Source organism: Actinomadura sp. ATCC 39365 (assembly GCF_054392275.1).
Genome location: NZ_CP184335.1, coordinates 3,795,478 through 3,822,064 on the forward strand (window position 1 = coordinate 3,795,478; position 26,587 = coordinate 3,822,064).

The 26,587-nt window shown below is 72.1% G+C and carries 28 protein-coding genes; 17 read left to right on the forward strand and 11 right to left on the reverse strand.

Annotation, left to right across the window (positions count from 1 at the left end):
- Nucleotides 1-4: 4 nt before the first annotated feature.
- Together paaK and paaI are read right to left on the reverse strand one after the other, a co-directional pair.
- A complete protein-coding gene (gene paaK, locus ACNF49_RS18885) occupies nucleotides 5-1,303 on the reverse strand; it encodes a phenylacetate--CoA ligase PaaK (protein ID WP_357965158.1) in 1,299 nt (432 codons plus the stop codon).
- Nucleotides 1,300-1,668 carry a hydroxyphenylacetyl-CoA thioesterase PaaI gene (gene paaI / locus ACNF49_RS18890; RefSeq protein ID WP_357965867.1) on the reverse strand — a complete coding sequence of 123 codons (369 nt, stop codon included), beginning with the start codon at nucleotides 1,666-1,668 and terminating at the stop codon, nucleotides 1,300-1,302. The genes paaK and paaI overlap by 4 nt, the downstream gene beginning before the upstream one ends.
- Nucleotides 1,669-1,842: 174 nt before the next feature.
- Here paaI and ACNF49_RS18895 point away from each other — a divergent pair, with 174 nt between their 5' ends.
- The 3 genes from ACNF49_RS18895 (at nucleotide 1,843) to ACNF49_RS18905 (ending at nucleotide 5,778) form a co-directional block, all read left to right on the forward strand.
- Nucleotides 1,843-2,790, forward strand: a complete 948-nt coding sequence (locus ACNF49_RS18895) for an MBL fold metallo-hydrolase (protein WP_357965156.1) — start codon at nucleotides 1,843-1,845, stop codon at nucleotides 2,788-2,790.
- Nucleotides 2,787-4,301, forward strand: coding sequence for an FAD-dependent monooxygenase (locus tag ACNF49_RS18900; RefSeq protein WP_482944521.1), 1,515 nt, complete (start codon nucleotides 2,787-2,789; stop codon nucleotides 4,299-4,301). The genes ACNF49_RS18895 and ACNF49_RS18900 overlap by 4 nt, the downstream gene beginning before the upstream one ends.
- 148 nt (nucleotides 4,302-4,449) lie before the next feature.
- A complete protein-coding gene (locus tag ACNF49_RS18905; protein ID WP_482944522.1) occupies nucleotides 4,450-5,778 on the forward strand; it encodes an alpha,alpha-trehalose-phosphate synthase (UDP-forming) in 1,329 nt (442 codons plus the stop codon).
- Here ACNF49_RS18905 and ACNF49_RS18910 read toward each other — a convergent pair.
- The gene (locus ACNF49_RS18910; RefSeq protein WP_352324039.1) at nucleotides 5,711-5,995 is read right to left on the reverse strand and encodes a DUF4235 domain-containing protein; all 285 of its coding nucleotides are present in this window, start codon (nucleotides 5,993-5,995) and stop codon (nucleotides 5,711-5,713) included. The genes ACNF49_RS18905 and ACNF49_RS18910 overlap by 68 nt on opposite strands.
- Nucleotides 5,996-6,101: 106 nt before the next feature.
- Between ACNF49_RS18910 and valS the strand changes: the two genes are divergently transcribed.
- The 10 genes from valS to ACNF49_RS18960 all read left to right on the forward strand — a co-directional run bounded on the left by valS (nucleotide 6,102) and on the right by ACNF49_RS18960 (nucleotide 14,158).
- Nucleotides 6,102-8,579, forward strand: a complete 2,478-nt coding sequence (gene valS, locus ACNF49_RS18915) for a valine--tRNA ligase (protein WP_482944523.1) — start codon at nucleotides 6,102-6,104, stop codon at nucleotides 8,577-8,579.
- 110 nt (nucleotides 8,580-8,689) lie between these two features.
- A complete protein-coding gene (locus ACNF49_RS18920) occupies nucleotides 8,690-9,883 on the forward strand; it encodes an AI-2E family transporter (RefSeq protein WP_482944524.1) in 1,194 nt (397 codons plus the stop codon).
- A 93-nt stretch (nucleotides 9,884-9,976) separates the two neighbouring features.
- A complete protein-coding gene (locus ACNF49_RS18925) occupies nucleotides 9,977-10,531 on the forward strand; it encodes a PaaI family thioesterase (RefSeq protein WP_482944525.1) in 555 nt (184 codons plus the stop codon).
- A complete protein-coding gene (gene dut, locus ACNF49_RS18930) occupies nucleotides 10,528-10,968 on the forward strand; it encodes a dUTP diphosphatase (protein ID WP_352324043.1) in 441 nt (146 codons plus the stop codon). The genes ACNF49_RS18925 and dut overlap by 4 nt, the downstream gene beginning before the upstream one ends.
- Nucleotides 10,969-11,027: 59 nt before the next feature.
- A complete protein-coding gene (locus ACNF49_RS18935) occupies nucleotides 11,028-11,666 on the forward strand; it encodes a DUF3710 domain-containing protein (RefSeq protein WP_482944526.1) in 639 nt (212 codons plus the stop codon).
- A gap of 103 nt (nucleotides 11,667-11,769) precedes the next feature.
- Nucleotides 11,770-12,156 (forward strand): OB-fold nucleic acid binding domain-containing protein, encoded by a 387-nt coding sequence (locus tag ACNF49_RS18940; protein ID WP_352324045.1) that lies wholly within the window; start codon nucleotides 11,770-11,772, stop codon nucleotides 12,154-12,156.
- Between the two features lie 4 nt (nucleotides 12,157-12,160).
- A complete protein-coding gene (locus ACNF49_RS18945; protein ID WP_482944527.1) occupies nucleotides 12,161-12,832 on the forward strand; it encodes a DUF3159 domain-containing protein in 672 nt (223 codons plus the stop codon).
- A 3-nt stretch (nucleotides 12,833-12,835) separates the two neighbouring features.
- Nucleotides 12,836-13,396, forward strand: a complete 561-nt coding sequence (locus ACNF49_RS18950) for a Uma2 family endonuclease (RefSeq protein ID WP_482944528.1) — start codon at nucleotides 12,836-12,838, stop codon at nucleotides 13,394-13,396.
- 14 nt (nucleotides 13,397-13,410) lie between these two features.
- Nucleotides 13,411-13,596 carry a hypothetical protein gene (locus ACNF49_RS18955; RefSeq protein ID WP_482944529.1) on the forward strand — a complete coding sequence of 62 codons (186 nt, stop codon included), beginning with the start codon at nucleotides 13,411-13,413 and terminating at the stop codon, nucleotides 13,594-13,596.
- Between the two features lie 79 nt (nucleotides 13,597-13,675).
- Complete coding sequence (locus ACNF49_RS18960) at nucleotides 13,676-14,158, forward strand: NUDIX domain-containing protein (protein WP_357965129.1); 483 nt, start codon at nucleotides 13,676-13,678, stop codon at nucleotides 14,156-14,158.
- Here the strand turns inward: ACNF49_RS18960 and ACNF49_RS18965 are convergent.
- From ACNF49_RS18965 to ACNF49_RS18975, 3 genes are read right to left on the reverse strand one after another with little or no spacing between them, the layout of a single operon-like run.
- Nucleotides 14,124-14,531, reverse strand: coding sequence for a TIGR03668 family PPOX class F420-dependent oxidoreductase (locus ACNF49_RS18965; RefSeq protein ID WP_357965126.1), 408 nt, complete (start codon nucleotides 14,529-14,531; stop codon nucleotides 14,124-14,126). The two genes, ACNF49_RS18960 and ACNF49_RS18965, sit on opposite strands and share 35 nt — an antisense overlap.
- Nucleotides 14,532-14,539: 8 nt before the next feature.
- Entirely contained in the window at nucleotides 14,540-15,199 is a 660-nt protein-coding gene (locus tag ACNF49_RS18970) for a potassium channel family protein (RefSeq protein ID WP_357965123.1), read from the reverse strand.
- Nucleotides 15,199-15,864 (reverse strand): potassium channel family protein, encoded by a 666-nt coding sequence (locus ACNF49_RS18975; RefSeq protein WP_357965120.1) that lies wholly within the window; start codon nucleotides 15,862-15,864, stop codon nucleotides 15,199-15,201. Before ACNF49_RS18975 ends, ACNF49_RS18970 begins: the two co-directional genes overlap by 1 nt.
- Nucleotides 15,865-15,965: 101 nt before the next feature.
- Here ACNF49_RS18975 and ACNF49_RS18980 point away from each other — a divergent pair, with 101 nt between their 5' ends.
- Nucleotides 15,966-18,011 (forward strand): APC family permease, encoded by a 2,046-nt coding sequence (locus ACNF49_RS18980; RefSeq protein ID WP_357965118.1) that lies wholly within the window; start codon nucleotides 15,966-15,968, stop codon nucleotides 18,009-18,011.
- Here ACNF49_RS18980 and ACNF49_RS18985 read toward each other — a convergent pair.
- Nucleotides 17,998-19,635: an alpha/beta hydrolase gene (locus tag ACNF49_RS18985; RefSeq protein WP_498702679.1), complete on the reverse strand. Its 1,638-nt coding sequence runs from the start codon at nucleotides 19,633-19,635 to the stop codon at nucleotides 17,998-18,000. The genes ACNF49_RS18980 and ACNF49_RS18985 overlap by 14 nt on opposite strands.
- Nucleotides 19,636-19,735: 100 nt before the next feature.
- Between ACNF49_RS18985 and ACNF49_RS18990 the strand changes: the two genes are divergently transcribed.
- The 3 genes from ACNF49_RS18990 (at nucleotide 19,736) to ACNF49_RS19000 (ending at nucleotide 22,694) form a co-directional block, all read left to right on the forward strand.
- The gene (locus ACNF49_RS18990; RefSeq protein WP_482944532.1) at nucleotides 19,736-20,992 is read left to right on the forward strand and encodes a class I SAM-dependent RNA methyltransferase; all 1,257 of its coding nucleotides are present in this window, start codon (nucleotides 19,736-19,738) and stop codon (nucleotides 20,990-20,992) included.
- 82 nt (nucleotides 20,993-21,074) lie between these two features.
- Complete coding sequence (locus tag ACNF49_RS18995) at nucleotides 21,075-21,482, forward strand: STAS domain-containing protein (protein ID WP_357965109.1); 408 nt, start codon at nucleotides 21,075-21,077, stop codon at nucleotides 21,480-21,482.
- Nucleotides 21,483-21,551: 69 nt separating this feature from the next.
- Nucleotides 21,552-22,694 (forward strand): DUF418 domain-containing protein, encoded by a 1,143-nt coding sequence (locus ACNF49_RS19000; RefSeq protein ID WP_482944534.1) that lies wholly within the window; start codon nucleotides 21,552-21,554, stop codon nucleotides 22,692-22,694.
- A 17-nt stretch (nucleotides 22,695-22,711) separates the two neighbouring features.
- Here the strand turns inward: ACNF49_RS19000 and ACNF49_RS19005 are convergent, their stop codons facing one another.
- The 4 genes from ACNF49_RS19005 to ACNF49_RS19020 are packed head-to-tail and all read right to left on the reverse strand — an operon-like array spanning nucleotide 22,712 to nucleotide 26,560.
- Nucleotides 22,712-23,311: a response regulator transcription factor gene (locus ACNF49_RS19005; RefSeq protein WP_125646369.1), complete on the reverse strand. Its 600-nt coding sequence runs from the start codon at nucleotides 23,309-23,311 to the stop codon at nucleotides 22,712-22,714.
- The gene (locus ACNF49_RS19010; RefSeq protein ID WP_482944535.1) at nucleotides 23,308-24,408 is read right to left on the reverse strand and encodes a sensor histidine kinase; all 1,101 of its coding nucleotides are present in this window, start codon (nucleotides 24,406-24,408) and stop codon (nucleotides 23,308-23,310) included. The genes ACNF49_RS19005 and ACNF49_RS19010 overlap by 4 nt, the downstream gene beginning before the upstream one ends.
- The gene (locus ACNF49_RS19015) at nucleotides 24,405-25,523 is read right to left on the reverse strand and encodes a sensor histidine kinase (RefSeq protein ID WP_482944536.1); all 1,119 of its coding nucleotides are present in this window, start codon (nucleotides 25,521-25,523) and stop codon (nucleotides 24,405-24,407) included. Before ACNF49_RS19015 ends, ACNF49_RS19010 begins: the two co-directional genes overlap by 4 nt.
- 38 nt (nucleotides 25,524-25,561) lie before the next feature.
- A complete protein-coding gene (locus tag ACNF49_RS19020; RefSeq protein WP_482944537.1) occupies nucleotides 25,562-26,560 on the reverse strand; it encodes a glycoside hydrolase family 18 protein in 999 nt (332 codons plus the stop codon).
- Nucleotides 26,561-26,587 lie beyond the last annotated feature (27 nt).

The window sequence follows — 26,587 nt, forward strand, 5'->3', positions numbered from 1 at the left end:
GAGGTCAGACGTCCCGTCTGTCCACCACGCGCTTGAGCTTGCCCACCGACCGCTCCAGCGTCTCGGGGTCCACCACCTCGACCTCGACGCTCACGCCGACGCCCGCCTTGACCGCGTGCCGCAGCGCCCGCCCGGCCTCCTCGCGGCCGGTCGCGCCCGGCCGCGCCTCGACCCTGACGGTGAGCACGTCGAGCCGGTCCGGCCGGGTCAGGTGCAGCTGGAAGTGCGGCGACAGGCCGGGCACGCGCAGCACGAGCTCCTCGATCTGGGTCGGGAACACGTTCACGCCACGCAGGATGATCATGTCGTCGGTGCGGCCGGTGACCTTCTCCATGCGGCGGAAGGCGGGCCTGGCCGTGCCGGGCAGCAACCGGGTCAGGTCGCGGGTGCGGTAGCGGATGACCGGCATGGCCTCCTTGGTGAGGCTGGTGAACACCAGCTCGCCGCCGTCGGGGGCGGGCCGGCCGGTGAACGGGTCGACGGTCTCGGGATAGAAGTGGTCCTCCCAGACGTGCAGGCCGTCCTTGGTCTCGACGCACTCGTTGGCCACGCCGGGCCCCATGACCTCCGACAAACCGTAGATGTCGACGGCGTGCAGGTCGAAGCGCTCCTCGATCTCGGCGCGCATGCGCTCGGTCCAGGGCTCGGCGCCGAAGATGCCGATCTCCAGCGAGCTCTCGCGCGGGTCGAGGCCCTGGGCGGCGAACTCGTCGAGCAGCGCCAGCAGGTACGACGGCGTGACCATGATGACCCTGGGCCGCAGGTCGGTGATGAGCTGGACCTGCCGGGCCGTCATGCCGCCGGAGACCGGCACCACCGTGCAGCCCAGCCGCTCGGCCCCGTAGTGGGCGCCGAGGCCGCCGGTGAACAGCCCGTAGCCGTACGCCACGTGCACCACGTCGCCGGGACGCCCGCCGGACGCCCGGATCGACCGGGCCATCACCTGCGCCCAGACGTCGAGGTCGGCCTTGGTGTACCCGACGATCGTGGGCTTGCCCGTGGTGCCCGAGGAGGCGTGGACGCGCGCCACCCGCTCGCGCGGCACGGCGAACATGCCGAACGGGTACGACTCGCGCAGGTCCTCCTTGGTGGTGAACGGGAAGAGCGCGAGGTCGTCCAGGCTCCGGCAGTCGCCGGGATGCACGCCGTGCTCGTCGAACTTGCGCCGGTAGAGCGGCACGTTGTCGTAGGCGTGGGACAGCGTCCAGCGCAGGCGCCGCAGTTGCAGGGCCATGAGCTCGTCCCTGGAGACGCGCTCGACCGGGTCGAGCTCCTCGGGGGACGGCGGCGGGAAGGGCCTCATCTCAGCTCCCTGCTGCGCCCGCGGAACTCCGCGACCACCCGGCCGCCGGCCCCGCGCACGGTGATGTCGTAGATGCCGCTGCGGCCGTAGGTGGTGCGCTCGGCCGCCTCGGCCACCAGCACGTCGCCCTCGTGGGCGGGGGCGACGAAGGTGATCTCGGCCCCGGCCGCCACGGTCACCGGGCCCCGGGTGTTGCACGCGCAGGCGAAGGCGGTGTCGGCCAGGAGGAAGACGTAGCCGCCGTGGCAGATGGCGTGTCCGTTGATCATCTGGCCGGTCACGGCCATCCGGCACACCGCGCGCCCCTCGGCCAGCTCCACCAGCTCGATGCCCAGGGCGGCGGAGGCGGTGTCGGCGTCCAGCATGCGACGCGCGCTCTCCAACAGGTCTCCCTTGCTTACTGACCGAATGTTCGGTAAACACTTCCCCGTCCTGCCGAGCACTGTCAAGGGAGGGCCGGCGCAGCGGAGCTGTAGGAGCCGTTTGTGGGGTATGTCCTGGTTCGTCAGCGGGTCGGCCTCAGCGCGTGAGGAGAGACGATGATCAAGCCGTTCGCCTCGTCGGCGGATCTCGGTGAGAAGCGGCAGTCCCTTGAGGTGCTGGCGGAAGGCGTCTACGCGCTCACCGCCGAGGGCGACCCCAACGTGGGCGCGATCGAGGGCGAGGACTTCCTGGTCTGCTTCGAGGCGCTGGCCACGCCCACGGCCGCCGGCGACTGGCTGGCCAGGCTGCGCGAGCACACCGGCAAACCGGTCAGATACCTCGTGCTCTCGCACTACCACGCGGTCCGCGTGCTGGGCGCCTCGGCGTTCGGCGCGGACGTCATCGTGGCCCACGACAAGACCCGCGAGCTGATCGCCGAGCGCGGCGAGCAGGACTGGGCCAGCGAGTACGCCCGGATGCCCCGCCTGTTCAAGGACCCCGGCTCGATCCCCGGCCTGACCCGGCCCACCGCCACGTTCAGCGACACCTTCACCATCGATCTCGGCGGCGGCAGAGGCGATCTGGTGCTGGCCCACTGCGGGCGCGGCCACACCGAGGGCGACCTGGTGGCCTGGCTGCCCGAACGGCGCATCCTGTTCGCGGGCGACCTGGTGGAGTCGCAGGCCGCGCTCTACACCGGCGACGCCTTCCACCGCGAATGGGCGTCCGGCACGCTCGACCGCGTCGCCTCGTTCGGGGCCGAGACGCTGGTCGGCGGCAGGGGAGCGGTGGCCCACGGCAAGGCCGCGGTCGAGGCGGCCATCGCCCAGAGCCGTGACTTCCTCACCGTGATGCTGCGCGAGGTCGGGGCGGCGGGCGGGCTGAAGGAGGCGTTCGAGCGCACCCACCGGGCCCTGCGGCCGCGCTACGGCGGCTGGCCCATCTTCGAGCACTGCCTGCCCTTCAACGTCTCCCGCCTCTGGGACGAGCTCCACGGCGTCGAACGGCCGCGCGTCTGGACCGCCGAGCGCGACCGCGAAGTGTGGGACGAGCTCCAGTCATGAGGCCCGCAGAGTCCGTGCCGCAGGTCATCGTCGTCGGCGCGGGCCCCGTCGGCCAGACCGCCGCGTTGCTGCTGGCCCGCTGGGGCATCCGCGTGCTGGTGCTCGACCGGCGGCGGGCCCGCGACGGCGGCGGCTCGAAGTCGATCTGCCAGCAGCGCGACGTGCTCGACATCTGGGCCGCGGCGGGCGCGGGCCGGGTGGCGGAGGAGGGGCTGGCCTGGACCACGGCCCGTACGTACTACCGCGACCGCGAGCTGTTCTCCTGGTCCTTCGACGGCCAGGGCCCGCTGCCGCCGTGCGTGAACATCTCCCAGGCCCGCACCGAGCAGCTGCTCGACGAGGTCATCGCCGACCAGCCGCTCATCGAGGTGCGCTGGGGCCACGAGGTCACCGGGCTGGTCCAGGACCCGGCCGGGGTCGAGGTGCAGTGCGGGCAGCGGCTGCTGCGCGCCCCCTATGTGCTGGTCTGCGCGGGGGCGCGGGCCCAGCAGGTACGCCGGTCGCTCGGCGTCTCCTTCGACGGCGAGGCGTTCGACGACCAGTTCCTGATCTGCGACATCCGGGCGGATCTGCCGGGCTGGGAGAACGAACGGCGCTTCTACTTCGACCCCGTGTGGAACCCGGGCCGGCAGGTCCTCATCCATCCCTGCCCGAACGGGACGTACCGGATCGACTGGCAGATCGCACCAGACTTCATCCCAACAGAAGCCGATATTTCGCAGAAAATCCGGCAAATCATCGGGGATCAGCCGTACGAGCTGATCTGGCACAGCACGTACCGGTTCCACTCGCGCATCGCCTCGCGGATGCGGGTCGGACGGGTGCTGCTGGCGGGCGACTGCGCCCATCTGGTGGCGCCCTTCGGGGCCAGGGGGCTCAACTCGGGCGTGCCCGACGCCGAGAACGCGGCGTGGAAGCTCGCCTTCGCGCTCAACGGCTGGGCCGGGCCCGAGCTGCTGGAGTCGTACCACGCCGAGCGGCACGCGGCGGCGCGGGAGAACCTGGAGGTGACCGCCGCCACCATGCGCTTCCTCGCGCCCAGGACGGACCGGGACCGGGCCAGGCGGCGGGAGGTGCTGGAGGGAGGCCTGATCGCCGAGGTGGACTCCGGGCGCTTCGCCGAGCCCTACTGGTACGTGGACTCGCCGCTCACCACGCCCGAGCCGGGCCGGCCGTTCGGGGGGCGTCCGCCTAAGGGCGCGCTGTGCGAGCCGGCCCCCGGAGTGATCCTGCCGGACGTGCCCTTGGCGAAGGGCAGACTGCGCGAGTTCTGCCGGGACGGTTTCCTCGTTCTGTTGGGCGATATGTGCGATTCGAGTTTGTTTGTGCAGGTCCTGGGCAAGGTCATTACGGCACCGCTCGCCGTCCGCGAGCTCACGGAGATGGATGCGACCGGCTCGCTCGCCGAAAGACTCGGTGCGCGGCCGGATGAAGCATGGGTGATCAGGCCAGATGCCCACATCGCCGCGATCATTCCCCGCGGGGGCCGGACGAGGTCGCGGCCGCCGTGAGCCGCGCCTGCGGCTCTCCTCGACCTGAGCCCTAGGAGGACTGCGTGACCGGCCGTAGCTCGTTTCTGATCGTCGCGAACCGCTTGCCGGTCGATCGCACGATCGAGCCAGACGGAACGGCCTCGTGGCGCAGGAGCCCGGGGGGCTCGTGACGGCCATAGCGCCCGTGATGAAGCGCCGCCACGGCGCCTGGGCCGGTTGGCACGGCGCGCCGGACGAGAAGCTCGAACCGTTCGAGCAGGACGGCATGAGCCTCATCCCCATCCCGCTGTCGGCCCGCGAGGTCGAGCTCTACTACGAGGGTTTCTCCAACGCCACGCTCTGGCCGCTCTACCACGACGTGGTGGCGCCGCCGGTGTTCGAGCGGGAGATGTGGGAGACCTATCGTTCGGTCAACGAGCGCTTCGCCGCGGCCGCCGCCGAGGCCGCCGAGGAGGGGGCCGTCGTCTGGGTGCAGGACTACCAGCTCCAGCTCGTGCCCGCGATGCTCCGGCGGCTCCGGCCCGACCTGCGGATCGGCTTCTTCCTGCACATCCCGTTCCCGCCGGTCGAGCTGTTCTGGCGGCTGCCCTGGCGCAAGGAGCTGGTCGAGGGGCTGCTCGGCGCTGACCTGGTCGGCTTCCAGCTGCCCGGGGGCGCCTCGAACTTCCGCCGGTTGTGCCGGCGGCTGCTCGGGCTGCCGTACAAGGGGAACGAGATCTTCCTCGACGACCGGGTGGTGACCACGCAGGCGTTCCCGATCTCGGTGGACTTCGGGCAGCTCGACTCGCTGGTGCGCGAGCCGCACGTCGTGGCGCGGGCCAAGGAGATCAGGGGCGAGCTGGGCGATCCCGAGCACGTGCTGCTCGGCGTGGACCGGCTCGATTACACCAAGGGCATCGGCCAGCGTCTGGAGGCGTTCGGCGAGCTGCTCAAGGACGGCAGCCTGCGCCCGAACGAGGCGGTCTTCGTGCAGATCGCCACCCCGAGCCGCGAGCGCGTGGACGAGTACCGCAAGCTGCGCGACGACATCGAGCTGCAGGTGGGCCGGATCAACGGCGAGCACGCCCAGATCGGGGTGCAGCCGATCCAGTACTTCCACCAGTCCTACGGCCACGACGAGCTGGCCGCGCTCTACCTGGCGGCCGACGTCATGGTCGTCACGCCCCTGCGCGACGGGATGAACCTGGTGGCCAAGGAGTACATCTCCTGCCACCACGATTTGCAGGGCGGGCTGGTGCTCAGCGAGTTCACCGGGGCGGCCGACGAGCTGCGGCAGGCGTACCTGGTGAACCCGTACGACATCGAGGACGTCAAGCGGCAGATGCTCGCCGCCATGCGGGCCACGCCGCACGAGCTGGCCCGGCGGATGCGCACGATGCGCCGCCGGGTGGCCACCTACGACGTGGACCGCTGGGCGAGCGAGTTCCTCAGTGCCCTTGAGTCACCTGCTTCACAGACTTCCACGCGTCGTAGCGCTTCTTGGCGGTCCGGTTGACCACGATCTGCGCCACGGACATCCCGACGCCGGTGAGGATCGCGTAACCGATCGCCTCACCCATGCTGACCTCGGGCGAGTCGTCGTCGAGGGGCGGCTCCTTGCCGGTCGCCTTGACCCAGACGAACCCGAGGAGCTTCCTCATCCCCCACGCGGTCGCCATGCCCACCAGACCACCGATGACGCGCCAGGCGATGTCGGGTTTGTCCTCCGCCATGCCAACTCCCTTCCCCTATGTAACGAACACTAGTCTCTAACGCTGGCCGGCCCCCGAAGCCGTACCATAAGGAGGCATGACTCAACAGCGACTACGCCATGCATCCATGCCGGAAAAGCCGACCCTCGACGGCTTGGAGCAGGTATGGGTAGCTCGCTGGCAGGAGGAGGGCACCTACCGCTTCGACCGGTCCAAGCCGCGCGAGCAGGTCTACTCCATCGACACGCCGCCGCCGACCGTGTCCGGCTCCCTCCACGTCGGTCATGTCTTCTCCTTCACCCACACCGACATCATGGCCCGCTATCAGCGGATGATCGGCAAGTCGGTGTTCTACCCCATCGGCTGGGACGACAACGGCCTGCCTACCGAACGGCGGGTGCAGAACGTCTACGGGGTGCGCTGCGATCCGTCGCTGCCGTACGATCCCGACTTCGTTCCACCGGACAAGCCGGGCAAACGTGAGATCTCCATTTCGCGGCGCAACTTCGTCGAGCTGTGTCACCAGCTCACCGCCATCGACGAGAAGGCGTTCGAGGAGGTCTGGCGCCGGGTCGGCCTGTCGGTCGACTGGAACCTGCTCTACACCACGATCAGCGACGAGTCGCAGGCGGTCTCCCAGCGGGCGTTCCTGCGCAACCTCGGCCGCGGCGAGGCCTACCTCGCCGAGGCGCCCACGCTGTGGGACGTCACCTACCGCACCGCGGTGGCCCAGGCCGAGCTGGAGGACCGCGAGCGGCCCGGCGCCTTCCACCGCATCTCCTTCTACGGCGAACGCGGGCCGATCTGGATCGAGACGACCAGGCCCGAGCTGATCCCGGCCTGCGTCGCCCTGGTCGCCCACCCCGACGACGAGCGCTACAAGCCGCTGTTCGGCACGTCCGCGCTCACGCCGCTGTTCGGCGTCGAGGTGCCGATCCTGGCCCACCACCTGGCCGAGCCCGACAAGGGGTCCGGCATCGCGATGATCTGCACGTTCGGCGACGTCACCGACGTCACCTGGTGGCGTGAGCTGCACCTGCCCACCCGGCCGGTCATCGGCTGGGACGGCCGGCTGCTGCCCGAGCCGCCCGACGGCGTGGAGCCGGAGCCGTACAAGGAGCTGGCCGGCAAGACCGTCCACAGCGCGCGCGAGCGCATCGTGGAGCTGCTGCGCGAGTCCGGCGACCTCGACGGCGACCCGCGTCCGGTGCAGCGCCCGGTGAAGTTCTACGAGCGCGGCGACAAGCCCCTGGAGATCGTCACCACCCGCCAGTGGTACATCCGCAACGGCGGGCGCGAGCAGGCGCTGCGCGCCCGGCTGCTGGAGCGCGGCAGCGAGCTGGTCTGGCACCCGCCGCACATGCGGGTGCGCTACGACAACTGGGTCGAGGGCCTGACCAGCGACTGGCTGATCTCCCGCCAGCGCTTCTTCGGCGTGCCGTTCCCGGTGTGGTATCCGCTGGACGAGGCCGGCAACCCGGTCCACGACGCGCCGATCCTGCCCGCCGAGGAGTCGCTGCCCGTCGACCCGTCCTCCGACGTGCCCCCCGGCTACACCGAGGAGCAGCGGGGCGTGCCCGGCGGGTTCATGGCCGACCCCGACGTCATGGACACCTGGGCGACCTCGTCCCTGACGCCGCAGATCGCCGGCCGCTGGGCGAGCGACGACGACCTCTACCGGCGCGTGTCCCCCTACGACCTGCGGCCGCAGGCGCACGAGATCATCCGCACCTGGCTGTTCTCGACGGTGGTCCGCTCCCACCTGGAGTTCGACGCCCTGCCGTGGAGCGACGTGGCGATCTCCGGCTGGATCCTCGACCCCGACCGCAAGAAGATGTCCAAGTCCAAGGGCAACGTGGTCACCCCGCTCGACCTGCTGGAGCAGCACGGCTCCGACGCCGTCCGCTACTGGGCGGCGAACGGCCGCTACGGCGTGGACACCACGTTCGACGTGGGCCAGCTCAAAATCGGGCGGCGGCTGGCGATCAAGATCCTCAACGCCTCGAAGTTCGTGCTCGGGCTGGCCGGCAGCGAGGGCGAGGTCACCGAGCCGGTCGACCTGTCGATGCTCGCCGCCCTGTCCGACATGGCCCGCGAGGCCACGCAGGCGTTCGAGTCCTACGACCACACCCGCGCGCTGGAGGCCGTCGAGCGGTTCTTCTGGTCCTTCTGCGACGACTACCTGGAGCTGGTCAAGGCGCGGGCGTACGAGTCCGGGCCGGCCGCCGCCTCGGCGCACGCGGCGCTGCGTCAGGCGCTCGACGTGCTGCTGCGGCTGTTCGCGCCGGTGCTGCCGTTCGTGACCGAGGAGGTCTGGTCCTGGTGGCGCGAGGGCTCGGTCCACCGCGCCGCCTGGCCGGCTCCCGAGCGCGGCACGGGCGACCCGGCGGTGCTGACCGTGGCCTCGGAGGTGCTGCGGCGGATGCGCAAGGCCAAGTCGGAGGCCAAGTTGTCGATGCGGGCCGAGGTGTCCAGGCTGACCGTCTCGGGGCCGGAGGCCGATCTCGTCCGGCAGGCCCAGGACGACCTGTGCGCGGCGGGCGTCGTCGAGGAGTTCGTCCTCGACGGCGGCGACGTGTTGACCGTCGAGGTGCACCTGGGCTGAGGCGTGGCCGTCCGTGACGGGCGGTGAGGGCCGCCTCCCTCGCCGTCCGTCCGGCATCCCGGCGTTTTATCGGTGCGCATCCCCGGCCCGGACGTGCCAGTCTTGAACACGTGCAGATCGACCGCCCCACCACACTCGTACCGCCCGTGCTGGCCAAGATGGCCGCATGGTGCGGGTGCCTGATCCTCGTCGGCGTGGTCGTCTACTTCTTCGTCCAGGCGATCGCCCGGCTCACCTTCGTGGCGCTGCCCGTGGCGATCGCGCTGCTGCTGACCGCGCTGCTGTTCCCGCTGACCAAGAGCCTGCGGCGGGCGGGCCTGCGGCCCATCTACGCCACCTGGCTGACCATGCTGGTCGCGCTGGCCGTCCTGGCCGGCACCGGCTGGCTGGTCGGGGCGCGGGCCAGCGAAGAGTTCCCCAACCTGGTCACGCAGGTGCAGGCCACCGCGCGCTCGGTCCAGGAGTGGCTGATCACCGGCCCGCTGCACCTGAAGCAGGCCCAGATCACCGGCTACGTCGACGAGATCGCCACGATGGTCAACGCCCAGCGCACCGCCATCACCGGCACGGTGCTGTCGGCCAGCGCCGTCGCGATCGAGGTGCTCGCGTCCATCGTGCTGCTGCTGTTCGTGACGTTCTTCCTGCTCAAGGACGGCGACCGCATCTGGTCGTGGTTCCTGCGCGCCTTCGGCTCGATGTCGCCGCGGGTCGACCGGGCGGGCCGGGCGGCCTGGACCACGCTGTCCCACTACGTCCAGGGCACCGTGGCCGTGGCCGCCGTGCACGGCCTCATCATGGGCATCGTGCTGGCCGGCATGGGGGTGCCGCTGTGGGCGCCGCTGGCGGTGCTGATCTTCTTCGCCAGCTTCATCCCCATCGTCGGCATCTTCTTCGCCGGCACCGTCGCCACCCTCGTCACCCTCGGCGCCAAGGGCCTGGTCTACGCGCTGATCTTCCTGGGCATCCTCATTGTCGAGCAGCAGCTGGAGAACCACGTGCTCCAGCCGCTGATCGTGGGCAGGGCGCTCAACTTCCACCCGCTGGCGATCATCCTGGTGCTGTCGGTCGGCGGCATCCTGGCGGGCATCGCGGGAGCGGCCGTGGCCGTGCCGGTCGCGGCGGTGATCTACCGGGCGTTGCCGGAGCTGCGCCACAAACCGCCCGCCCTGCCGCCACCGCCCCACCACGGGCCACCGGCGGGGGAACCGCCGTCCGGAGGCGCCCCTCCCGCCGGCGAGCCCCCGTCCGGGGGCGCGGATCCCGGGGAAGGGCCGCCGTTCGAGGTCGTGCGTCCGGCGGAGTAGCCGCCCGCGGCGGGGTGACGTGGGGCTGGCCGGGTGGTTCCGATCCGGTGTCGAGGGCGAGCCCGGGGGCCGCAGCGAGTAACCTCGTCACCCGTGACGCGTTCCTCCCTCACCACCCCGCCGCCGGACGCCTCGGCGCCCGCGGCCCATCCCGGCGCCCCGGCGCCGGGCAGTTCCCTCGGCTCCCACTACAGCCGCTGCTTCGGCTGCGGCGACGACCACCCGACCGGCCTGCACCTGAAGGCGGTCACGCCCGACGGCGTCACGGTCGAGGCCGAGTTCACCGTGGGGGAGGCCCACCAGGGCGCGCCGATGCTCGCCCACGGCGGCGTGCTGGCCGCCGCGATGGACGAGGTCATCGGAATGTCCGTCTACCTGTTCCACAAGCCCTATGTGACGGCCCGGCTGGAGACCGACTACCTTCTCCCCGTTCCCGTGAGCACGACACTCCACCTGCGCGCCTGGTGCAACGGGATCACGGGCAGGAAGGCGTACCTTGAGGCTGAGGGGCGCGTCGGCGCCCCCGACGGACCGGTCGCCGTCCGCGCGGCGGCGCTGTTCATCGAGGTGAGCATGGAACACTTCGCTGAGCACGGCGACCTCGCGGCCATCGCCGCCGAACACCAGGACTTCGAGGTGAACCCGTGAGCGACGTGGAGGTCCTCATCCAGCGGCTCGACACCGGGCTGCCGGTGCCGTCCTACGCCCACCCGGGCGACGCCGGCGCCGACCTCTACGCGGCCGAGGACGTCGAGCTGCTGCCCGGCGAGCGGGCCGTGGTCGGCACCGGTGTGGCGATCGCGCTGCCCGACGGCTACGCCGCGTTCGTGCACCCGCGCTCCGGCCTGGCGGCCCGCCACGGCGTCACGCTCGTCAACGCCCCCGGCACGGTCGACGCGGGCTACCGGGGCGAGATCAAGGTGACGCTGATCAACACCGACGCCAAGGAGCCGTTCCGCCTCCAGCGAGGAGACCGGGTGGCCCAGCTCGTGGTCCAGCGGGTCGAACGCGCGGCCTTCTACGAGGTCGAACGCCTGCCCGGCTCGGTGCGCGGCGCCAACGGATTCGGATCGACGGGCCGCTGAAGCGGCCGGCCCGAAGCAAGCCTGGGGCTCCGGCCCCGCGAACAGGGAGAGTGAGGAACGTGTTCCGACGTCGTCGTCGTGATCAGCCGGAAGCGGTGGCCGAGCAGGAGTCGGCGGCCCCCACCCGTGAGTCCGGCCCGTGGGACGCCGACGAGCCCCACCCCGACACGGACAGGATCGACCTCGGCGGCCTGCGGCTGCCGCACAACCCCGACTTCGACGTGCGCCTGGCCTCGCTCGGCGACCAGCACGTCGGCGTCGTCGTCCTGTACGAGGACAGCTCGCTGCAGCTCCAGGCCCTGGCCGCGCCGCGCTCGGCCGGCCTGTGGGACGAGGTCAGGGCCAAGATCGTCGCCCAGGCCAAGACCCTGGAGGAGCGGCAGGGCCCGTTCGGCGTCGAGCTGGCCGGCGAGGTCGCCATGGAGGACGGCAACCGGGCGGCCCGCTACATCGGCATCGACGGCCCGCGCTGGTTCCTCCTGGCCGCCATCACCGGCCCCGGCGCCCTCGACGAGCGCGTCTCCGGGGCGTTCATCGACTTCGTCAAGGACGTCGTGGTCGTGCGCGGCAACGAGCCGATGGCCCGCGAGGAGCCCATCACGCTGAGCCGTCCGCACGAGCGGCAGGCCGTCGAGCAGGACGAACGCCCGGCGTTCAGCCCCTTCAAGCGCGGCCCGGAAATCAGCGAGACCCGCTGAGCGTTGTCTCTCCGGGCCCCGCGCCCGGCCCAGCCCGGCGACATTCCCAAGACCCCCCATCGGCTATTCGCTGACGGCTTACCATCACATAGGCTGAACCATCATGAGTACGGCAGAGCCTCCGAAACGCGGGGGATTGCGCGGCTTCTTCAGCCGGCTGGCCACGACCCAGTCGGAGATCGAGGCCCAGGAACTGCGGGAAGACGCCGACGAGGTCGGCGCGACGCCCATCGTGTCGTGTGGCGGGCGCCGCAGGTTCTGTGTAGCGGGTACGCTACGTACGGTGACATTGCGTCCGAGGGGCGGCGCCCCCGCCCTGGAGGCCGAGCTGTACGACGGGTCCGACGTGATCGACCTGGTGTGGCTCGGCCGCCGCAAGATCGTCGGCATCGAGCCGGGCCGCACGGTCAAGGCCGAGGGCCTGGTCAGCATGCAGGACGGGCGCAAGGTGATGTTCAATCCGCGATACGAACTGCGCCCAGGGAGTTGATCAGGTGAGTGCTGAGGCGGAAGAGGCCGCGCACGAGACCGTCGAGGCGGCGGTGCGAGCCCAGCTCGCCAAGGCCTTCGGCGGCGTCCGCGGCATCATCGAGGCCGCGGTGCCGACCATCGCCTTCACGGTCTCGTGGATCGTCACCGAAGACCTGAAGACGTCGCTCATCGTCAGCATCTCGCTCGCGGTGCTGCTCCTGCTGGTCAGGGTGGTCCAGCGGTCCACGCCGCAGTTCGTGATCAACAGCCTGATCGGCATCGCGATCGGCGCGTTCTTCGCCAGCCGCACCGGCAACGCGAAAGACTACTTCCTGCCCGGCATCCTGTGGAACGGCGCGTACTCGCTGGGCATGTTGGTGTCCATCGTCACCCGCTGGCCGGTCGTCGGGTTCCTCATCGGCTCGGTCACCAACGACCCGGTGGGCTGGCACAAAGACGCGGGCGTCGTCCGCCTCTGCACGCGGCTGACCTGGCTGCTCATGGTGCCGTGCGTGGTGCGGGTGGCCGTGCAGGGCCCGGTCTACCTGTTCGGCGGCGGTGACGAGGCGGTGGCCGCGCTCGGCTTCGCCAAGATCGTGATGGGCTGGCCCCTGCAGGTGGCGGCCCTGGCCGCGATGCTCTGGCTGCTCGGCCGCGGCCGCACCCCCATCAAGCCCCCGGTCGCCCCGGCCTGACCCGTGCCGGAGCACGGGCGGGGCGTCCCGCCGCCTGGGGGTCTCGTCGCGGACGACCTCGACCGTCTGCCTGAGCTGCCCGCGCGTACGGAGCTGATCGACGGGAGGCTGGTCTTCGCGGGCCCCCAGTCGTCCTTCCGCTCGACCGCGGTCGATCTGCTCGTCGCCGGCCTTCGCCGGGCCGTCCCCTCGGAGTTCCGGGTGCGGCGGGGGATGAGCGTCATTCTGGGCGCCCGCCAGCGCCCGCAGCCGGACGTCAGCGTGGTCAGGGCGGGCGCGGTGCGTGACGACGGGGGCGAGACCTTCTACCTCGCCCAGGATCTGCTGCTGGTCGCCGAGGTCGTCCCGGCGGAGTCCCGGGACCGTAAGGCGGCTCTCTATGCGGCGGCCGGGATCCCGCACTTCTGGCGGGTCGAGGACGACGGCGGCGAGCCCGTCGTATACGTCTACGAGCGCGACCCCGCCACCCGTGCCTACGCGCTCACCGGCATCCACCACGACAGGCTCAAGCTGACCGTCCCCTTCGACCTGGACGTCGACCTGAGCCGGATCCATCGCCTCTGACCCCTTGACCCGCCATGATCAAGTGCGTCAACCCGGGGCCGGAGCCGGCCCGCCAGGTCGGGAACCCATTGCCGGCGGGCCGGTGGGGGCGTCCGGAGGAGACCGCCCGGCTGGTGCGCCGGCTCGTCACGGACCAGGCCGCCCGGATCACGGGCCAGGTCGTCGACTCCGAGGGCGGCTTCCGCCGCTGGGCCAGGTGACCCCGAAACCCGCTGGGACGGCGCTGCGGGCGGAACTGGAGGGGCGCGGGAGGTCGGGGGGCGTGGGAGCCTGGGTGGGGTGAGGGGGAATGTGGTGGGCTGGGTGGTGGCGCGGGTGTGGAAGGCGCTGGGCGGGCGGCTTCGCTGGCGGGTGTTGTGGCTGACCCATGCCACCTTCATGGTCGGCGTCACCGGCCTCGTCCGCGACCCCGACGGCCGGGTGCTCGTGCTGCGTCACCGTCTGTGGCAGGAAGGGCGGCAGTGGGGCTTCCCCACCGGGTTCGCCAGGCGGGGCGAGACGTTCGAGGGCACGGTCGAGCGCGAGGTGTACGAGGAGACCGGCCTGCGCGTGCGCACCGGCCGGCTGCTGCGGGTGCGCAGCGGGTTCGGGCTGCGGGCGGAGGTGGCCTACGAGGCCCTGCTCGTCGGCGGCACGCTCAGGATCGACCCGCTGGAGATCCTCGAAGCCCGCTGGGTGACCGCCGACGACCTCCCCGAGGGCCTGCAGGCCGCCCACCGCGACCTGCTCATCCCGAGTACGCCCACCCCGACCACCGACTGACCGCGACCACGATCACCGGCCCTTCGGGCGGCCGCCGGCGGTACTGGTCGTACTTGTCGGCCAGCGCCCGCAGGGCGGCGTCGTGGCCGCCCTCGCGCACGGTCGCCGTGCCGTCGGCGCGCGCCCACCACAGTCTGGCCCAGTCGTCCTCGTAGTGGTCGGCGAGCAGGCTGACCCGCGGGTTCGCCCGGATGTCGCGCAGCCGCGCCAGGTCGTGGGTGCTCTTCGGCTTGTGGTCGACGGCGGTGACCACGTCGTCGCCGAGGACGGCGAAGGTGACGGGCACCACGCGCGGCACCCCGGCCGCGTCGGCCGTCGCCAGGCGGGCGACGCGGGCGCCCTCGAACAACGACCGGGCGCGGCCGGCGTCCATGACCGGGCTCAGCGCTGCGAGAGGAGGCGGGCGAGCTCCTCCTCGACCTCCTGGCTGGCCACGAACAGCAGTTCGTCGCCGGCCTCCAGGGGGTCGTCGGCGGTCGGCACCAGCACCCGGCCCTCGCGCAGGATCGCCACCAGCGCGGAGTCGACCGGCCACGGCACCGACCCGGCGCGCTGGCCCACCACCGGGGCGTCGTCGGCCAGCGTCAGCTCGACCAGGTTGGCCTGGCCCTGGCGGAAGGTCATCAGCCGCACCAGGTCGCCGACGCTGACCGCCTCCTCCACCAGCGCGCTCAGCAGCCGCGGCGTCGAGACGGCGACGTCGACGCCCCATGACTCGTTGAACAGCCACTCGTTGTTGGGGTGGTTGATGCGGGCCACCACGCGCGGCACGCCGTACTCGGTCTTGGCCAGCAGCGACACCACGAGGTTGACCTTGTCGTCGCCGGAGGAGGCCACCACGACGTGGCAGTTGCCGAGCCCGGCCTCGTCGAGCGAGGCGATCTCGCACGCGTCGGCGAGCAGCCACTCGGCGCGCGGCACGCTGTCGATCTTGATCGCGCGCGGGTCGACGTCGATGAGCAGGACCTCGTGGCCGTTCTCCAGCAGCTCGGCGGCGATGGAACGGCCCACGGCGCCCGCGCCGGCGATGGCGATGCGCATCAGTCGTCCTGTTCCGGCGCCGCGGCGAGCACCTTGTTGATCCGGTCCATGTCGTTCTCGGCCGCGATGACATGGAGCAGGTCGCCCTCCTGCACCACGGTCTCGTCCGTGATGGTCAGGGCCTCGCCCATGCGGTTGATGAAGGCCACCCGGGCGTGGGCCCGGCTCTCCAGGTCGACGACGCGGGTGGCGATCCAGGCCGGGTTGGCGGACACCTCGGCCAGCACGACCGTGCCCGTGGGGTCGCGCCACAGCGGCTCGGCGCCCTCGGGGAGGATGCGGCGCAGGATCTGGTCGGCCGTCCAGCGGACGGTGGCCACCGTGGGGATGCCCAGCCGCTGGTATACCTCGGCCCGCCGGGGGTCGTAGATGCGGGCCACCACGTTGTCGACGCCGAACGTCTCGCGGGCCACCCGCGCGGAGATGATGTTGGAGTTGTCGCCGCTGGAGACGGCGACGTAGGCGGCCGCCGACTCGATGCCGGCCTCGGTGAGCACGTCGCGATCGAAGCCGACGCCGGTCACCCGCCGCCCCCGGAACCCCGCGCGCAGGCGGCGGAACGCCTGCGGGTCACGGTCGATGATGGCGACGGAATGGCCGCTGTCCTCGAGGATGTGGGCGAGGGTCGAACCGACCCTGCCGCATCCCATGATCACAATATGCATACTCCCCCGCACTTCGCGGTCGGCCGGTTGCTCGACACCAGTATGGCCCGATGGGGGAGCGCCGCGTTTAGGGCATCGGCATGCGGCTAGCATCTCGTTACGTGGCGAAGGTAACGGATCTTGTCAAACGCGTGCTCGTGGGACGTGCCCTGCGAAGCGGGCAGCTCCATGAGCAACTCCTGCCCAAACGCATCGCCCTGCCGGTCTTCGCCAGTGACGCGCTGTCCTCGGTGGCCTACGCACCGCAGGAGATTCTGGTCATCCTGTCGCTGGCGGGCGTCTCGTTCTATTCCTACAGCCCGTGGATCGCCGTCGCCGTCGTGGTGGTGATGCTCACGGTCGTGGCGTCGTACCGGCAGAACGTGCACGCCTATCCGAGCGGCGGCGGCGACTACGAGGTGGCCACCACCAACCTCGGCAAGAACGCGGGGCTCACCGTCGCCAGCGCCCTCATGGTCGACTACGTGCTGACCGTCGCCGTGTCGGTGGCCAACGGCGTCGACTACGTCGGCGCGACCATCCCGTTCGTGGCCGAGCACCGGCCCGCGATCGCCATCATCATCGTGATCCTGCTCACCGTGGTCAACCTGCGCGGCATCCGCGAGTCCGGCGCCGCCTTCGCCGTCCCCACGTACGCGTTCATGTTCGCGGTGATCGGCCTGGTCGCCTGGGGCGGCATCCGGCTGCTGGTGTTCGGCGACGAGTTGCACGCGCCCAGCGCCGGGTTCACCATCCGGCCCGAGCAGACGAACCTGGCCTCCTTCGCCGCGGCCTTCCTGATCCTGCGCGCCTTCTCCTCCGGCTGCGCCGCGCTGACCGGCGTCGAGGCCATCAGCAACGGCGTGCCCGCCTTCCGCAAGCCCAAGAGCAAGAACGCCGCCACGACGCTGCTCATGATGGGCCTGGTCGCGATCACCATGTTCGGCGGCATCATCGCGCTCGGCCTCGCCTCGGGCGTGCGGGTGGCCGAGCCGAGCGTCGTCGCCCACGACCTGCTCAGGCCCGACGGCACCCCGGTCGGCGAGGGCTACTACCAGCAGCCGATCATCTCGCAGGTGGCCGACGCGGTGTTCGGCGGCGGCTCGCTGCCGTTCGTGGTGATCTCCGCAGTGACCGCGCTCATCCTGTTCCTTGCCGCGAACACCGCCTTCAACGGCTTCCCCGTGCTCGGCTCGATCCTCGCCCAGGACCGCTACCTGCCGCGCCAGCTTCACACCCGCGGCGACCGGCTGGCCTTCTCCAACGGCATCATCATCCTGGCCCTCGGCGCCTGCCTGCTGCTGTGGGGCTTCCAGGCCGACGTCAGCCGCCTGCTCAACCTCTACATCGTCGGCGTGTTCGTCTCCTTCACGCTCAGCCAGACCGGCATGGTCATCCACTGGACCCGTCATCTGAGGACGGAGACCGACCGCCAGATCCGCCACCAGATGCACCGCTCCCGCGTGATCAACTTCTTCGGCGCCATCATGACCGGCCTGGTGCTGATCGTCGTGCTGCTGACCAAGTTCCTGGTCGGGGCGTGGATCGTGGTGATCGCGATGCCGGTGCTGTTCCTCATGATGAAGGGCATCCGCCGCCACTACGACAAGGTCGCGGCCGAGCTGGAGATCACCGACGACTACGAGCCCGCCATGCTGCCGGCCCGCAACCACGCGATCGTGCTGGTCTCCAAGATCCACAAGCCGACCATGCGGGCGCTCGCCTACGCCCGCGCCACCCGGCCCTCCTCGCTGGAGGCGATCACGGTCGGCGTCGAGGGCGAGGAGGCGCGCCAGCTGCAGGAGGAGTGGGAGCGGCGCGGCATCCCGGTGCCGCTCAAGATGCTCGACTCGCCCTACCGCGAGATCACCCAGCCCATCCTCGACTACGTCAAGACCCTGCGCCGCCGCTCGCCGCGCGACGTGGTCACCGTCTTCATCCCCGAGTACGTCGTCGGCCACTGGTGGGAGCACCTGCTGCACAACCAGAGCGCGCTGCGGCTGAAGGCCAGGCTGCTGTTCAAGCCGGGCGTCATGGTGACCAGCGTGCCCTGGCAGCTCCACTCCTCCGACCGGCTCAAGGGCCGGCCCGAGCCGTACGCGCCGGGCGCGGTGCGCCGCCCCTGGCACCAGACCGTCAAGGACGAGGGGCAGATCAAGGCGCGCTGACCAGCGCCCGCAGCCGCCACGTGTCGGACGCCGTCCAGCCCCGCGGCGCGGCGACGGCGGCCCACCCGTCCACGATGTTGGCGCCGTAGCGGTGGCCGTGGCCGGGCGGCACGGACATCGCCGCCGTCATGTCCACCAGCACCTGCCAGAACGTCACCAGCGGGAACCAGTTCATCTGCGGGTTCACCCCGGGCCCCCGCGTGCCCTCCAGCCAGGCGGGCCGGTGGTAGATCAGCGTGGGCGACCACCACACGACCGGGTCGGTGGCGTTCTGCAGGTAGACCACGCGTGGGGAGAGCCACGGGCTCCGGGGACGCCACAGGTCGGTCGGGTACTGGGCGAAGCGCGCCGTCCTGCCGCCCTGGTAGACCGGCCGCCAGACGGGGGTGCCGGGGTCGCGGTGGGTGGTGAGGCGGTCCCAGATGTGGTTGGCGTTGGGCGGGCCGACGAACAGCGCGCCGTCGGTCCGGGCGACCAGGTCGGTCAGGTCGCGGAAGGCGTTCTCCAGCTCGTAGGAGCCGAGGCTCTCGCCGGCGACCAGCAGCCGGGGCCGGTGGCCGGGCGGGAGCCGGTCCCACCTGGCGCGCACCGCCTCGAACAGGGCCCGCCCTGCGGCCGCCGCCTTGTGCCGGTCGGCCAGGAACGACACCCAGCTCGGCAGGTAGGAGTACTGCACCGCGACCATGGCGGTGTCGCCGTTGTACATGAACTCCAGCGAGTCGGCGATGTGCTGGTCGACCCAGCCGGTGCCGGTGGTGCCGAGCACCGCGAGCACCGGGCGGCCGAAGCCGCCCGTCCGTTCCAGCTCCCGTACGGCCACCGCGGCCTGCTGGCGGGGTGAGGAGGTGGCGCCGAGGCCGACGTACACGCGGATGGGCTCGGTCGCCGGCCGGCCGGAGAAGGCGGTCAGCTCGGCGACCGTGGAGGCGGTGCCGGTGAAGCGGCGGCCCTCGCGGCCCAGGGTGTCCCAGGGCACCAGCGACCCCGGCCCGCCGGACACCTTGGCCGAGCCCGGCCTGCGCACGCCCGGATGGGTGCCCTCGTTGGTGACCGAGGAGACGTCGCTCATCGTGTTGAGGAACCCCGAGAACAGCACGTCGTCGGCGAACACCGCGACCACCGAGGCGACGATCAGCACGCCGGCGATGTGCCCCACGTAGGCGGGGACGTACCGGTCGAGCCAGTCGATCAGCTTGCGCCCGGCCAGGCGGACGAGACGGGTCAGCAGCAGGCACAGCACGAAGAGCGTGACCGCCACCGCCAGGATGACCGGCGGGAACCAGGTGATCCGGGTGTCCATGCCCATGAGCGCCCGCACGTCGCGCTGCCAGTCGATGCTGTACCAGAGGGCCACGACGGTCAGCCCCGAGCAGCCGCCGACCATGATCTGCCAGGCGGCCCGCCGCCCCCGCTCCGGCAGCCGGTACGGGATCGCCGCCCGCCCCAGCGCGCCCACCGTGGCTCCCACGCCGTAGCCGAGGATGCCGGTGACCGCGCCCATCACACCCTGGAACAGCCACGTGCGCGGCAGCAGCGAGGGCGTCAGCGAGGCGCAGGCGAACAGCACGGCCAGCAGCGTGCCCCCGAATCCGAGCCGCCGGCGCACCACCCGACTTCTGTCCATCATCACCCACAGTAGTGACTCAAGTCCGGAAAGTGGGCGTCCGGGGCGCCGGGCGGGGCACGAGGACGTCGCCCGTGGCGGCTCACCATAGGGTGGGGGTGTGGAACAGGCATCTCTGGAGCTGACGGTCGGTCCGGTCGCGCATGGCGGCTGGTGTGTGGCACGCCATGAAGGGCGGGTGGTCTTCGTCCGGCACGCGCTGCCCGGCGAACGGGTGATCGCCGACGTGACCGAGGAGACCAGCCGGTTCCTGCGCGCCGACGCCGTGGAGATCCTGGAGCCCTCGCCCGACCGCGTCGTCCCGCCCTGCCAGTACGCCGGCCCCGGCCGCTGCGGCGGCTGCGACTGGCAGCACGCCACGCTCGAGGCGCAGCGCCGGCTCAAGGCCCAGGTCGTGGCCGAGCAGTTGCACCGGCTGGCGGGCATCGAGCGCGAGGTCGTCGTGGAGGAGGTGCCCGGCGCGAAGGACGGGCTCGGCTGGCGCACCCGCGTGCAGTTCGCCGCCACGCCCGCCGGCGAGCTGGGCTTCCGCCGGCACCGCTCGCACGAGATCGAGGTCGTCGACGCCTGCCTGATCGCCCACCCCGAGGTCGAGGCGGTCGCCGCCGAAGACCACGAGTGGCCCGGCGCGGCCGGCATCGAGGTCATCGCCTCCGCCGGCGGCGACCGTGCCGTGGTGGTCTCGCCGCGGCCGCGGCGCAGCGTGAGCGTGCCCGAGCTCGACGCGCCCGCCTCGATCCTGCTCGACCAGGGCAAGGGTCGCACGGTGCCGCGCCGCGGCTCCGGCGTGCTCCACGAGCACGTGGGCGACCGCGAGTTCCGGGTCGCGGGCAGCGGCTTCTGGCAGGTGCACCCGGGGGCGGCCGAGACGCTGCTCGACGCGGTGCTGGCCTACGCCGCGCCCGAGCCGGGGGAGTGGGCGCTCGACCTCTACTGCGGGGTCGGCCTGTTCGCGGCCGGGCTGGCCGAGGCGGTCGGGCCGGAGGGCGCGGTGTTCGGGCTGGAGTCCGACGCGGCGGCCGTCCGCGACGCCCGCGCCAACCTGCGCGACCTGCCGCAGGCCAGGGTCGAGCGCGGCCGGGTCGAGGAGGCGCTCGACCGGTTCCAGATCGAGCGCGCCGACCTCGTGGTGGTCGACCCGCCGCGGTCGGGCCTCGGGCGCGAGGTGGTGGAGCGCGTCGCGGGGCTGGAGGCGCTGCGCATCGTCTACGTCTCCTGCGACCCGGCGACGCTGGCCAGAGACCTCAAGTGGCTGGGCGAGCTGGGCTACGAGCTGACCGACCTGCGCGCCTTCGACGCCTTCCCGATGACCCACCACGTCGAGTGCGTGGCGCTGCTGGTCGCCGGGCGGCGCTGACGGATGCCGCCCGGCCAAGGCGTGACCTCATCGTGACGGTTTGCCGGAACCCCGGGCGGGTGAAGCTGTCTATCGTGCATCCATGGTCGCCTCCGGAGGCGCGGGCCGTCCAGGATCGGACAGGCCGCCGATGACGCCGCTGACGATGAGCCATCGGCATCTGCCCGGCGTGACCGTGATCGAGGTGTGCGGTGAGGTCGACGCCACCAACCACGCGCGATTACGGGAGCACGTCCGGCAGGCCAGGGCGCGTCCGGCCGATCACGTGGTGTTCGACCTGAGCGCGATGACGTTCATGGACAGCTCGGGGCTGCACGCCCTGCTCGCCTGCCACCAGGAGGCGCGCACGCACGACGCGCGGGTCTACCTCGCGGCCCCGCAGGGCGCCCCCGCCCGGCTGCTGGAGATCACCGGGGTCGACGCGCACCTGCCGGTCTACCCCACGGCCGACGCCGCCGTGGCCGCCGCCGCGGCCGATCCGCCCGGCTGAGCCTTTGGTCACGCCCGCCCAGACCAAGGACGGACGCGCCGCGCGGGCAGGCGTCCCTAGCGTCGGGGCATGACGCAAACCACCCTCGCCGGGCGCGTTCAGGAGGTCGACGCCGTCCGCGGGTTCGCGCTGGCGGGCATCCTGGTCGCGAACATCGGCTTCCTGGCCAACCCGGGATACGCGCTGTCGGGCGCCATGCCCATCCCCGACGGGCCCGTGGCTCTGGCGATCACGGCCTTCGTGCTGACGAAGTTCTACATCATCTTCTCGTTCCTGTTCGGGTACTCCTTCACGCTGCAGATGCGGGCGGCCGAGCGGGCGGGGGCGAGCGTACGGGCCAGGACGTTGCGCCGCTGCCTGGCCCTGTTCGTCATCGGGCTGGCCCACGGCCTGCTGCTGTGGATCGGCGACATCCTCACCCTGTACGCCGCGCTCGGCGTGGTCCTGCTGGCCCTGCGCGGGCTCAGACCCCGGACGGCCGTCATCGCCGGCTCCTCGATCATCGGCGCGCTGACCCTGCTCTGGCTGGCCCTCGCCTGGCTGTCCACCCTCGACCCGGCCGCCGGGCAGCCCGTCGCGGCCGACCCGGCGGCGGCCGCCCGCGTGCTGGGCCTGGCCACCGGCGGTCCGCTGGACTTCCTGACGATGCAGACCGAGCTCTATCCGCCGCTCGTGGCCATGATCTGGCTCTTCCAGGGGCCGACCGCGCTGGCCATGTTCCTGTTCGGGCTCGCGGCCGGCAAGTCCAGGCTGCTGGAGGACGTCGGGCGCCGGCCCCGCCTGCTGTCCCGCGTCCAGTGGGCCGGCTTCGGCGTCGGCCTGCCCGGCGGCCTGCTGTACGCCTGGACGTCCGGCCGGACCGGCGCGGTCGAGCTGCTCGGCGGCGCGGTCAACACGCTCACCTCGATCCTGCTGGCCGCCGCCTACGTGGCCACCCTGCTCCGGCTGATCGGCCGCTTCCCGGCGGTGGGCCGCGTCCTGGCCGCGCCGGGACGGGTGGCCGCCTCCAACTACGTCGGCCAGTCGCTGCTCATCGCCCTGGTCTTCACCGGGTACGGCCTCGCGCTCGCGGGCAGGCTGTCGCCGATCGCGGTGATGGGCGTCGCCCTGGTGATCTACACGGTGCTCGTGTGGGCGAGCGCACGCTGGCTGCGCACCCACCGCCACGGCCCGGTGGAGTACGTGCTGCGCCGGGTCACCAACTGGCGCTGAGGTCACTGGCGCCGAGGTCAGAGCCAGCCCATGCGCTGGGCGGTGCGGATCGCCTCCAGCCGGTTCTGGGCGTTGAGCTTGGTCATGGCGCTGGACAGGTAGTTGCGCACCGTGCCCTCGGTGAGGTGGAGCTCGCCGGCGATCCTGGAGATCGTCGCCCCGTCGCCCGCCAGGCGCAGCGCGTCGCGCTCCCGTTCGGTCAGCGGGCTGTCGCCGGCGGCCATCGCGGCGGCGGCCAGCTCGGCGTCCAGGTAACGGCCGCCGGCCATGACCTTGCGGATCGCCATCGCCAGCTCCTCGGCGGAGGCGTCCTTGCCCAGGAAGCCGCTCACGCCGGCGGCCATCGCCCTGCGCAGGTAGCCGGGGCGGCCCAGGCTGGTCAGGATGACGATCTTGCACTGCGCGCTGATCCGCTCGGCGGCGCTCAGGCCGTCCATGCCGGGCATCTCGATGTCCAGCACGGCCACGTCGGGGCGGTGTTCGGCGACCGCGTCCACGACCTCGTCGCCCCGGCCCACCTGGGCCACGACCTCGATGCCGTCCTCCAGGTCGAGCAGGGCGGCGATCGCGCCGCGGATCAGGTGCTCGTCGTCGGCGAGCAGCACGCGGGTGGTCATGCCGGCACCGCCGCGCGCAGCAGGTAGCCGCCGTCGGACGTCGGCTCCGCCCGCAGCACGCCGCCCGCCGCGCCGACCCGCTCGGCCAGGCCCGCCAGCCCGTTGGCCGCGTGCTCGCCCACCGGGCCGCTCACCCCGTCGTTGGACATCTCCAGGACCCCGTTCTCGATCGTGATCGTGCAGCGTTCGGCCTTGCTGTGCTTGAGCACGTTGGTGGCGCCCTCGCGGACGACGGTGGCGAGCAGGGTGCGCGCCTCCGGGGCCAGCGCCGTGGTGTCGGCCCGTACCGTGCAGCGGACCTCGGCCGCCTCCAGCACCGCCCGGACGCTAGACAGCACCTCGTCCAGGTCGAGCGCCCGGTAGTTCTGTACCACGGCCCGCACCTCGCGCAGCGACCGCCTGGCCAGGTCGCGTACCTCGAACATGGCCCGCTCGGCGGCGGCCGGGTCACCGGGCAGCGAGTCGGCGGCGCGGGCGGTCCTGGCCGAGACGTCGGCGAGGCTCTGCCCGAGCAGGTCGTTGAGGTCACGGGCGAAGCGCAGCCGTTCCTCCGAGACGGCCAGCCTCGACCTGGCCTCCTGCCCTTCGTGCGCCTCCTTGGCCACCCGCCACAACCACAGGTTCGCCAGCACGCCGCCCACGCCGAGCCCGCTGAACACGGTCAGGACCGCGACCGCCGACAACATCTCCACGGGCAGGCCCATGGTCAGCGCGAGCACGAGGACGAGGACGGCGATCCAGCCGACCGACAACGTGACGATCGTCCGGCGGCGGACGAAGGGGGCCAGCATCGCCAGCCACACCGGCACGGTGTACAGGATCGTGCCGGCCGCGAGGACCAGGGCGAGCACCCCGGAGACGGCCAGCAGCGCCGTCGGACGGGGGCCGCCGCGCACGGCGATCCGGAACGGCCGCGTGGCCAGCGCCATGAAGACCAGCAGCAGCACGCCGGCGGTCACGAACACCTGCCAGGGCAGATCGACGCTCTGCCCGAGGAGGTACAGGTTGTAGAAGCCGGTCGCGGACACCAGCAGGATGATGTCGGTGGAGTAGACGATCAGCCAGCGGACCTTGTCCAGCCGGGTCGGCCGCCTCACGCGGGCACCGCCGCGCGCAGCAGGAACTCGCCGGTGGGCGTCGGGGCGGCCGAGAGCGAGCCGCCCGCCGTGGTCAGGCGCTCCGACAGGCCGCGCAGGCCGCTGCCCGGGGCCGCGTAGAGGTCTTTCACGCCGTCGTTGCGCATCTCCAGCACGCCGCCCTCGATCGTGATCGCGCAGGTGGTGGCCGAGCTGTGCTTGAGCACGTTCGTGCCGCCCTCGCGCACGACCCACGCCAGCAGCGCGCGCCCGGCGGGGGACAGGTCGCCGGCCCTGGTCTCGATCAGGCAGCGGGCGCCGGCCGCCTCCAGCGCCGTCCGTACGCCGGCCAGCTCGGTGTCCAGGTCGAGCGTGTGGTAGCCGTCGACGGCCAGTTGCACCTCGGCCAGCGAGCCGTGGGCCAGCCTGCGCACCTCGTCCATCTCGGCGAGGGCCCTGGCCTGGTCCTTGGTCGACAACTTGGCCGCCAGCTCGCTCTTCAGCGTGATCACCGACAGGCTGCGGCCGAGCAGGTCGTGCAGGTCGCGGGCGAAGCGCAGGCGCTCCTCGGCGATGGCCAGGCGCGCCTTGGCCTCCTGGCCGTCGTTGGCGTCCCTGATCGTCCACCAGAGCCAGCGCCACAGCAGCATGGCCGCGACCATGAGCGCGCAACTGGCCGCCTCGGGGATCAGCGTGCCGGCCCAGGACCGGTCGGTGATCAGCACGACGTACGCGCTGACCAGGACGGTCACGGCGGCGCCCAGGCAGGCCGTGGCCCACAGCGGCAGGTAGAACGCGACCACCGACACCCACAGGACGCCGGTCTCCAGCCAGGTGGCCGTGCTCGCCATCTCGTCGTGCGGCAGCAGCAGCACCGAGCCGGCCGCGCACACCCCGGACAGCAGCAGCTTCGCCGTGGGCCGCGGGCGGTCGTCGAAGGCGGCCCGCAGCATGGAGGGGAACAGCGTGACCTGGCCCGCCAGGAAGGCGATCGCGAGCAGCGCCTGCGGGACGCCCATCAGGCCGCGCGTGGTGTAGATGAGGACGAGGGCCACGAACACCAGGCCCAGGAGGGTGATCATGGCGTCCATCCAGTAGATGAGGATCTTGCGCGCGCTCTCGGCACGGCTCGCCATCGTCTCCCCCACCCCCTGGATTCGTGGAAAATCCTATGTCAGGAGTGGGTCTTCCAGAGAATGCGGGATATTTCCGGTTTGGGGGGTGCGCCGCGCAGCGACAACCAGGCCAGCCCGTGCCGGACGGCGTACTCCGACAACTTGCGGGCCTCCGCCCCGTCCAGATCGCCGGCCCTGGCGAGCACCGGGGTCAGGGCGAGCCGCTCCCACACCTGATCCTCGCCGGGCAGGCCGTTGGCCCGCGCGAGCTGCCCGGCCGCCGCCCGCACGGCCGATCCCAGCCTGCGCAGCCGTCCCTGAGGCCCGGTACGCGGCTCCATCTCGGCCAGCAGCTCGACGGCGTCCACCCGGACGCCCTCCCGCCGGGTCGCGCGCAGCACCGCCAGGTCGGCCGCGTCGAGCCCGTCCGGTGTCAGGCGCAGGGTGAAGAAGACCCGCAGCGGCCGTTCCCCTTGCAGGGCGCGCAGCGCCCGTGCCCTGCGCAGCGCGGCGGCCGTGCCGGCGTCGCGGATCTCGAACCCCGCCGCGGCGGCCCCGAACGCGCCGACCGCCTTGCGGTAGGCGGTGGCCAGGCCACCTGACCTGGTGCACGTGACGGCCGGGTCGTCCCCGCCGGGCCCGCCGAACACCGGGAAGGCGTCGCCGCCCGCCGCCCGCAGCCGCCCGAGCCCGGCGGCCACCGGGTCGCCTTCCGGCCGCGGCGGCCCGGCCCACCGGACAAGGCAGCCGTCGCCGTCCGCGACGAGATGGCCGAGCGCGTACCGGGCGACGCCGGTGCCGCGCGACTCGGCCGCCAGGTCGAACCCCGGGTCGCGGGCGGTGTCGACGAACCCCACGAACGAACCCGGCGGCCGCTGGACCGCCACCGGCCGCTTCGGCGGCGCGAAGCGGGCGGGGGCGGCGCGGGACGGCGGCGCGGGCTCGGCGCCCGCGGGCAACATCCGGATCGCCAGGCCCGTGGCTCCGGCGAGCACGAGCGCGGCGAGCACCGCCAGCGGGCGGGGGAGCGTGCCGGACTCTCTTGCTTTCCGCGACATATGCCACCCATCGTGATCGATCGGCTA